At 62.6% G+C, this 8,434-nt stretch carries 7 protein-coding genes; 4 read left to right on the forward strand and 3 right to left on the reverse strand.

The window, feature by feature from the left end; genetic code table 11:
* Positions 1-229: 229 nt before the first annotated feature.
* The 3 genes from NKI73_RS03040 (at position 230) to NKI73_RS03050 (ending at position 5,128) form a co-directional block, all read left to right on the forward strand.
* Complete coding sequence (locus NKI73_RS03040; RefSeq protein WP_352627271.1) at positions 230-2,431, forward strand: RNA degradosome polyphosphate kinase; 2,202 nt, start codon at positions 230-232, stop codon at positions 2,429-2,431.
* Positions 2,431-3,966 (forward strand): exopolyphosphatase, encoded by a 1,536-nt coding sequence (gene ppx, locus NKI73_RS03045; RefSeq protein ID WP_352627273.1) that lies wholly within the window; start codon positions 2,431-2,433, stop codon positions 3,964-3,966. Before NKI73_RS03040 ends, ppx begins: the two co-directional genes overlap by 1 nt.
* Before the next feature lie 88 nt (positions 3,967-4,054).
* A complete protein-coding gene (locus tag NKI73_RS03050; protein ID WP_352627274.1) occupies positions 4,055-5,128 on the forward strand; it encodes a serine hydrolase domain-containing protein in 1,074 nt (357 codons plus the stop codon).
* A gap of 305 nt (positions 5,129-5,433) precedes the next feature.
* Here NKI73_RS03050 and NKI73_RS03055 read toward each other — a convergent pair whose 3' ends face one another.
* The 3 genes from NKI73_RS03055 to fumC all read right to left on the reverse strand — a co-directional run bounded on the left by NKI73_RS03055 (position 5,434) and on the right by fumC (position 7,993).
* Complete coding sequence (locus NKI73_RS03055; RefSeq protein ID WP_352627276.1) at positions 5,434-5,838, reverse strand: DoxX family protein; 405 nt, start codon at positions 5,836-5,838, stop codon at positions 5,434-5,436.
* A 157-nt stretch (positions 5,839-5,995) separates the two neighbouring features.
* The gene (locus tag NKI73_RS03060; RefSeq protein ID WP_352627277.1) at positions 5,996-6,415 is read right to left on the reverse strand and encodes a DoxX family protein; all 420 of its coding nucleotides are present in this window, start codon (positions 6,413-6,415) and stop codon (positions 5,996-5,998) included.
* 180 nt (positions 6,416-6,595) lie between these two features.
* Positions 6,596-7,993 carry a class II fumarate hydratase gene (fumC, locus tag NKI73_RS03065; RefSeq protein ID WP_352627279.1) on the reverse strand — a complete coding sequence of 466 codons (1,398 nt, stop codon included), beginning with the start codon at positions 7,991-7,993 and terminating at the stop codon, positions 6,596-6,598.
* 208 nt (positions 7,994-8,201) lie between these two features.
* Here fumC and NKI73_RS03070 point away from each other — a divergent pair.
* Positions 8,202-8,434: transposase family protein (locus NKI73_RS03070; RefSeq protein ID WP_352627280.1), on the forward strand; the 233-nt coding region annotated here is incomplete at its 3' end.

Raw genomic sequence — 8,434 nt, forward strand, 5'->3', positions numbered from 1 at the left:
GCAGTCTCTTCTGCATCTGGATCATAACAGGCCTCTTTGCAAGTTCGATGAAATGAAACTGTCGCAAAAGCCTGTCAGAGGATAAGTTAAGCCGGTTAACGCATGACCCGGAAAACCGACTTCGGTTTTCGGAAAGGATCATGCGTCGCCTTGGAGTGGTAGAGCGTCCTTTGCGAGTCCTGGAGGACGTGCGGCGCCCTAGCCGGCAGACGGTGTGGAAGAGCGGAATATGAACGAATTGAAGCCGGTGCAGAGCGAATTCATCAACGTCGAGGCGGCAAGCCCGGAAGGCGGCAATCCCGATCGTTTCGTCAATCGCGAGTTTTCCTGGCTGCAGTTCAACCGGCGCGTTCTCGAAGAATCGCTGAACCTCAATCATCCGCTGCTCGAGCGTGTCCGCTTCCTGTCGATCTCGGCCGCCAATCTCGACGAGTTCTTCATGGTGCGCGTCGCCGGGCTCGCCGGCCAGGTGCGCGAAGGCATCGTGCTGAAAAGCCCTGACGGGCGCACTCCCGAACAGCAGCTGGAACAACTGCTGCGCGAGGTCGAGCGGCTGCAGGAAGACCAGCAGAAGAGCCTGTCTGAACTCACGGTGCTGCTCAACAAGGAGGGCATCGAGACCATCACCCGCGATGCGCTGACCAAGGACGAGAAAATCTGGCTGGAAGACCATTTCCAGGAGCAGGTGTTTCCAGTGCTGACCCCGCTGTCGATCGACCCGGCGCACCCGTTCCCGTTCATCCCCAATCTCGGCTTCTCGATGGCGCTGCAATTGCGCCATCGCAAGAACGGCGAAGAGATGAGCGCGCTGCTGCGCCTGCCGGTGGCGCTGAAGCGCTTCATCCGTCTGCCGGACCGCAAACGCCATGTCCGCTTCATCCCGCTGGAAGAGGCGGTCGGCCTTTATATCGGCAAGCTCTTTCCCGGCTACGAGGTCAAGGGCTCCGGCACATTCCGCATCATCCGGGATAGCGATATCGAGGTCGAGGAGGAGTCGGAAGATCTCGTGCGCCTGTTCGAGACGGCGCTGAAGCGCCGCCGCCGCGGTTCGGTGATCCGGATCGAGTTCGACATACTGATGCCGGCGGAACTACGCGACTTCGTCGCCGGCGAGCTTGGTGTCTCGTCAAGCCGCATCAGCGTCTTGACCGGTCCGCTGGCGCTCAGCCAGATTTCCGAAATCGTCGCCGTTCCCCGCGACGATCTCAAATTCACCCCCTACAATCCGCGCTTTCCCGAGCGTATCCGCGAGCATGGCGGCGACTGTTTTGCCGCCATCCGCGAGAAGGACATCGTCGTCCATCATCCGTATGAATCCTTCGATGTGGTGGTGCAGTTCCTGCGCCAGGCGATGGCCGACCCGGAAGTGGTGGCGATCAAGCAGACGCTTTACCGCACCTCCAATGACAGCCCGATCGTGCGCGCGCTGGTCGACGCGGCCGAGGCCGGCAAGTCGGTCACAGCGCTGGTCGAACTCAAGGCGCGCTTCGACGAGGAAGCCAACATCCGCTGGGCGCGCGACCTGGAGCGTGCCGGCGTGCAGGTCGTGTTCGGCTTTCTCGAACTGAAGACACATGCGAAAATGTCGCTGGTGGTGCGGCGCGAGGACGGCAAATTGCGCAACTATGTGCATCTTGGCACCGGCAACTACCATCCGGTGACCGCGCGCATCTACACCGACCTGTCCTTCTTCACCACCGATCCGACGATTGCGCGCGATGTCGCCCAGCTCTTCAATTTCATCACCGGCTATGCCGAACCGACGGATGAAATGCGCCTGGCGATCTCGCCGTTCACGCTGAGAAGCCGCATCTTGAAGCATATTGCCGACGAGATTGCCTATGCTGTGGAAGGCAAGCCGGCGCGCATCTGGATGAAGATGAACGCGCTCGTCGATCCGATCATCATCGACGCGCTCTACGATGCCAGCCGCGCCGGCGTCGAGATCGACCTTGTCGTGCGCGGCATCTGCTGCCTGCGGCCGCAGGTTCCGGGCCTGTCGGAAAACATCCGTGTCAAATCGATCGTCGGCCGCTTTCTCGAGCACAGCCGCATCTATTGCTTCGGCAACGGCCACGGCCTGCCGTCGGACGAGGCGATCGTCTACATCTCTTCGGCGGACCTCATGCCGCGCAATCTCGACCGCCGCGTCGAGACCATGGTGCCGATCACCAATCCAACTGTGCATGAACAGATCCTTGGCCAGATCATGCTGGGCAACATCATGGACAATCAGCAAAGTTTCGACGTATTGGCTGATGGAACCTCCCGGCGCGTGGTGCTGGAAGAGGGTGAGGAACCGTTCAACGCGCAGGAATATTTCATGACCAATCCGAGCCTGTCGGGACGGGGTGACGCGCTGAAGTCGCATGCGCCCAAACGCATTGCGCAGTTCAAGCGCCGCAAGAAGAACGCCGCAGCGTCCGGCTGATGCTGTCTGATTCCCAGGGCCGGTTGCAGGACCGCCGACCGCTGTCCATCATCGACATCGGATCGAATTCGATCCGTCTCGTCGTCTATGAGGGGCTGGCGCGTTCGCCGACCATGCTGTTCAACGAAAAGATGCTGGCCGGTCTCGGCCGCGGCATCGTTTCGACCGGCAAGCTCGACCCCGAGGCGGTGACCCGCTCGATGGAAGAGTTCCGCCGCTTTCGCGCGCTCTCCGACCAGGCCGGCGCCGAACAGATGTATGTGCTGGCCACCGCCGCCGCCCGCGAGGCTATCAACGGTCCCGATTTCATTCACCGCGCCGAGGACGTGCTAAAGACCGAGATCCGTGTGATCAGCGGCCGTCAGGAAGCCTATTATTCGGCGCTCGGCGTCATTTCGGGCTTCCACCCCGCCGATGGCATCGCCGGCGATCTGGGCGGCGGCAGCCTCGAACTGGTCGATGTCGACGGCGAAGCGATCGGCGACGGCATAACGCTGCCGCTGGGCGGCCTGCGCCTGCAGGACATGGCCAAGAACTCGCTGACCCAGGCGGCCAAGATCACGCGCGATGAGCTGGCGAGGGCAAAGCTGTTGAAAGGCGGGCAGGGCAGGCCCTTCTACGCCGTCGGCGGCACCTGGCGAAATCTCGCCCGGCTGCACATGGAAATGACCAACTATCCGCTCGGCGTCATGCACCACTACGAGATATCGGCCGAAAGCGCGGCGAACTTCCTCAAGCAGGTGGCCAAAGCCGAGATCGAGAAGGTCAAGGGGATCGAGGGCGTTTCCAAGAACCGCCGTTCGCTGCTGCCTTACGGCGCCATCGTGCTGCAGGAGATCATGGCGGCGATGCAGCCGTCGAAGATCATCGTCTCGGCGCTCGGCGTGCGCGAAGGCTTTCTCTATTCGTTGCTCGACGAGGCCGAGCAGAAGGCCGATCCCTTGATTTCGGCCTCGGAGGAACTCGCCCGCCTTCGCTCCCGCTCCGTCACCCATGCGCATGAACTCGTCGACTGGACCGCCAGGACCTTTGCCGCCTTCGGCATCGACGAGACCGAGGACGAGGCACGCTATCGCCACGCGGCCGCATTGCTGGCCGACATCGGCTGGCGCGCGCATCCCGAATATCGCGGCAAGCAGTCGCTCAACATCATCGCGCACGCGTCCTTCTTCGGTGTTGACCATCCCGGCCGTGCCTTCCTGGCAATGGCCAACGCCTATCGTCACGACGGCATCTTCAACGAAGCCATCGCGCCCGAAATCAAGGCGCTGGCTCCGCCGCGTTATCTGGAGCGCGCCCGCGTGCTCGCCGCGATGATGCGAGTCGTCTACCTGCTGACGGCGTCGATGCCGGGCATCATGCCCAGGCTGAAATGGGAACAGCGCGGCAACGGCGTGCTGGCGCTGGTGTTACCTGCGTCGCTGGCTGATCTCTATGGCGAGCGGCCAGCCGGACGCCTGGCGCAGCTGGCAAGGATCACCAACCGCCGGCTGGTGCTGGCCGTCGAGGGCGGCCCCAGTATCTCGGTGAAATAGGGCGTCTTGTTGAAGTAGTGGGGCATTCCTGAAGGCAAGATTGCCGCGCGACTGGGGTTGCGCGACGTCAAACACGGAGTGAACGTTCATGACTGTCGCACAGGACTCTGCGTCGTCATTCCCGGACGGAGATACGGCGCAGGCGCTCGGCTTTGATCCCACCATCCACCGCAAGCTCCTCGCTGGTATCGAATCTGGCTTGCTGCGCGATCTGCACGTCGTCCTCGCCGCCCGCGCCGGACAAGTCTTCCTGCAACACTATGCGGAAGGCGCCGATGAGGAATGGGGGCGGCCCCTCGGGCATGTCGCTTTCGACGTCGACACGCTGCACGATCTCCGCTCGGTGACGAAAAGTATCGTCAGCCTGCTTTACGGCATTGCGCTCGACAGAGGATTGGTGCCGCCGCCCGAAGCACCGCTTGTTGCACAGTTTCCCGAATATGCCGATCTCACCGCCGACCCCGCCCGCGCCAAGATCACCATCGGCCACGCGCTGACGATGACCCTTGGCATGGAGTGGGACGAGAACCGTCCCTACAGCGATCCACTGAACAGCGAGATCGCGATGGAGCTTGCCCCCGATCGCTATCGCTTCGTCCTCGAACGACCGATCATCGTGGAAGCCGGGAGCCGTTGGATCTATTCGGGTGGCAGCGTGGCGCTCGTTGGCGCCATCATCGAGAGAAGCAGCGGCAAATCGCTGCCGGACTTCGCGCGTGAAGCACTCTTCGAGCCGCTCGGCATTGGGCGTTTCCACTGGTCGGCCGGCAACGATGGCGTCGCCTCGGCAGCCTCGGGGCTCAGGCTCACTGCACCCGATCTGCTCAAGATCGGCCAGATGCTCCTTCGCAAGGGCGAGTGGAACGGCCGGCGCATCGTCTCGGAAGGCTGGATCGAGGCTTCATTCACGCCGGCGATCTCGACGACGGATGGCCTTGGCTATGGCCGGCTATGGTTCATCGGCGACGCGCCCGCGCCGGCGTTCAACGCCCTGCGGCCCTGGCATGCCGGCTTCGGCAATGGCGGACAGCGGCTCTGGCTGATGCCCGAGGCGGGTATCGCGGCCGTAGTCTATGCGGGCAAGTACAATGCCTGGGATGCCTGGGTAACGCCGACCCGCGTCTGGCGTGAGATCATTCTCGCCAATCTCCAGCGCGCCTGACAAGGGCGGGCGTCCCGGAAGTTCTTCAGGCCCCGGTGCTGCGCCCGTCGACCGACCGGCTTCCCCCAATCCGTCGCTGCTTCGCAGCGCCACCTTTCCCCCCTTCGGAGGGAAAGGAAGGGAGCCTCGTTGGAACAGCGCTGGCGGCAAAAGGCTCGCGCCCTTCCTCTACCCCGTCGATCGGGGGAGAGGTGGCTCGGCGAAGCCGAGACGGAGTGGGGGTCGACCTAGCTCGGGCGTCGAGGGTTCAACCCGGGGCGATATATCTGGTTGGTTCCGGGCCTGCCTTTAGATTTAAGACGATATCAAACTGCACCACGTCCGTCGACCGACCATGCGCCGGCGCCGGCCATCGCCAGCGCCAGGAAGCCGCCTGATATGGCGATGTCCTTCATCAGCATCTGCTGGTGCAGGAAGGCGAGCATCGCGTCGCCGCCGCCCTGGCCGTAATGGCCGATGAAACCGGCGGCGATGCAGAAGACGGCGAGCAGCAGCGCCGTGATCCGGGTCTGGAAACCGACCAGGATGAGCAATCCGGCGATGAGTTCGAACAGTCCCGTGCCCCAGGCGGCAAGCGTCGGCAGCGGCAGGCCGAGGCCGGCGAAATAGCCTGTCGTGCCGGCGATATCGCTCAACGCGTGAAAACCGGAGGGCACGAACAGGGCGGCGAGCAGCAGCCGGGAAAGCAGAAGCAGCGCGTTGCGGGGCATGCGTTCACCTCCGTTGTCGGCCGCCGGTTGGCCTCGTCCGATGCCCCTGATCCTAGCAGAAATTCCGGCCGGCAGATGGGCGGGCACATACCGACAACGAAAAAGCGGCGCGGAAATTCCGCGCCGCTTTTTTGTCCAGCTATTTGCCGGGCTTGGCTCAGCCGCGCTTGGCGTCGACCGAATAGGAGCCGGCGCCCGAGGAAGCCAGTACGAGGAAACCGCCGGCAATCGCCAGATTCTTCAGGAAGTTGATCATCTGCATCTGGTCGGCCCAGCCGGTGTGGGCGACCAACGCGGTGGCAACGGTGAAGATCGCGAGCACCCAGGCGACAATCCGGGTCTGGAAGCCGACGAGGATGGCGACACCACCGAGAAGCTCGATCAAGCCGACGATGATGGCCGTCACGGTCGGCAAGGGCAGGCCGAGGCTGCCGAAATAGCCGGCTGTGCCGGCGATGGCGGTGAGCTTGCCGAAACCTGAAAGCAGGAAGATGACCGCGAGCAGGACGCGACCGAGGAGGATGGTGGTCGAGGCATTGGATGCGCTGGAACCGGCGACTGAAGTGTTGGTGGACATGGTGACTCTCTCCGGGAAGGGGTTGATACCGGTGAGATAGAGCACGCGGACTGTTCACCAAAGCCGCCAGACTGGCGACACATTGTTCACAGCACTTACATTTCCGTGATCGGACGACCTGCGCAAAATTCGCGTCGGGCCCGGTTGCGACAGGAGTAAATTCTCCCCTCGCGAAATGTCCTACCCCGGATGCGTCATGTCCTCCGGACGCACCAGCCGGTCATAGTCCGCTTCGCTGACCAGCCCGGTGGCGAGGGCTTCCTCGCGCAGCGTGGTGCCTTTCTTGTGCGCGGTCTTGGCGATCTTGGCGGCATTGTCGTAGCCGATGGTCGGCGCCAGCGCCGTCACCAGCATCAGCGAGCGGTCGAGTGCCGCCTTGATGTTGTCTTCCCGCGCTTCGATGCCGACGACGCAATTGTCGGTGAAGGAGACCGAGGCGTCGGAGAGCAGCTGCACCGACTGGAGGAAGTTGTAGGCCATCAGCGGGTTGTAGACGTTGAGCTCGAAATGGCCCTGGCTGCCGGCGAAGGTCAGCGCCGCATTGTTGCCGAACACCTGTACGCAGACCTGCGTCAGCGCCTCGCACTGGGTCGGATTGACCTTGCCCGGCATGATCGACGAGCCCGGTTCGTTTTCCGGCAGCGACAGTTCGCCGAGGCCCGAACGCGGGCCGGAACCGAGGAAGCGGATGTCGTTGGCGATCTTGAACAGCGCCGCGGCCGCCGCGTTGATGGCGCCGTGCGAAAACACCATGGAATCATGCGCCGCCAGCGCCTCGAACTTGTTCGGCGCGGTGACGAAGGCGATGCCGGTAATAGTGGCGATGCGATCCGCCACCCGTTCGGCAAAGCCGACCGGCGCGTTGAGGCCGGTGCCGACGGCGGTGCCGCCCTGCGCCAGTTCCTGCAGGCCGGGTAGTGTCAGCTCGATGCGCTTGATCGACGAGGCGACCTGCGCGGCATAGCCCGAAAATTCCTGGCCAAGCGTGAGGGGGGTGGCATCCTGCGTGTGCGTGCGGCCGATCTTGATGATGTGCGCGAAGGCCTTGGTCTTGGCCTCAAGTGCCTTGTGCAGATGTTTCAGCGCCGGCAGCAGATCGTGCACGATGCGCTCGGCGCAAGCGATGTGCATGGCTGTCGGATAGGTGTCGTTCGACGATTGGCTCATATTGACGTGGTCGTTGGGATGCACCGGCTTCTTCGAACCCATGACGCCGCCCAGCATCTCGATCGCCCGGTTGGAGATCACCTCATTGGCGTTCATGTTGGATTGGGTCCCCGAGCCGGTCTGCCAGACCACCAGCGGGAAATGCTCATTGAGTTTGCCGTCGATGACCTCTTGCGCCGCCTCGACTATGGTCTTGCCGATCGCAGGATCAAGCCGCTGAAGCTCCATATTGGCTTCGGCCGCCGCCCGCTTGACGATGCCCAGCGCGCGCACGATCGAAGCCGGCTGCTTTTCCCAGCCGATCTTGAAATTGCCTAGAGAACGCTGCGCCTGCGCGCCCCAATAGCGATCGGCGGCGACTTCGATCGGGCCGAATGTGTCGGTTTCGGTTCTGGTCTTTGCAGCGGTCACGGGTCTCTCCTTGTCGAAGTCGGCAACGGCGTATCGCGTTGCACAAACGGCTTCAAGCGGAGATTACGGGCGGTAAGGATGCAAATCGGTTGATATGCTGGTGATCTCCCCCCTTGCGGGCAGGGGAATCGCATATGAGTAAGAGTAAGTCTTGCGTTGAGTGGAAAGGTTGATTCTTTAGGTGCCTTCTCTTTGAAGAGGAGACCCAATGCCGTTTCTGCTTTCGATTTTGCGTGAAATTCGGGATCCGCGTGACATCAACGCGCGTCATGATCTGGCGGAGCTTCTGTTCTTGGCTCTGCTTGCGACCCTGTGTGGGGCCAAGAGCTGTGTTGACATTGCCGATTTTGTTGAGGGGCGGGAAGACGAGCTGAGAGAGATCGTGGCGCTGGAGCATGGTTGCCCGAGCCACGACACGTTCAGCCGGGTGTTTCGACTTCT

Source organism: Mesorhizobium sp. M0496 (assembly GCF_040321205.1).
Taxonomy (GTDB): Bacteria; Pseudomonadota; Alphaproteobacteria; order Rhizobiales; family Rhizobiaceae; genus Mesorhizobium.

What these genes read in the sequence shown, in the direction of transcription:
- NKI73_RS03040 (WP_352627271.1), top strand. Translation starts at nt 230, where the DNA reads ATGAACGAATTGAAGCCGGTGCAGAGCGAATTCATCAACGTCGAGGCG.
- ppx (WP_352627273.1), top strand. Translation starts at nt 2,431, where the DNA reads ATGCTGTCTGATTCCCAGGGCCGGTTGCAGGACCGCCGACCGCTGTCC.
- NKI73_RS03050 (WP_352627274.1), top strand. Translation starts at nt 4,055, where the DNA reads ATGACTGTCGCACAGGACTCTGCGTCGTCATTCCCGGACGGAGATACG.
- NKI73_RS03055 (WP_352627276.1), bottom strand. Translation starts at nt 5,838, where the DNA reads ATGCCCCGCAACGCGCTGCTTCTGCTTTCCCGGCTGCTGCTCGCCGCC.
- NKI73_RS03060 (WP_352627277.1), bottom strand. Translation starts at nt 6,415, where the DNA reads ATGTCCACCAACACTTCAGTCGCCGGTTCCAGCGCATCCAATGCCTCG.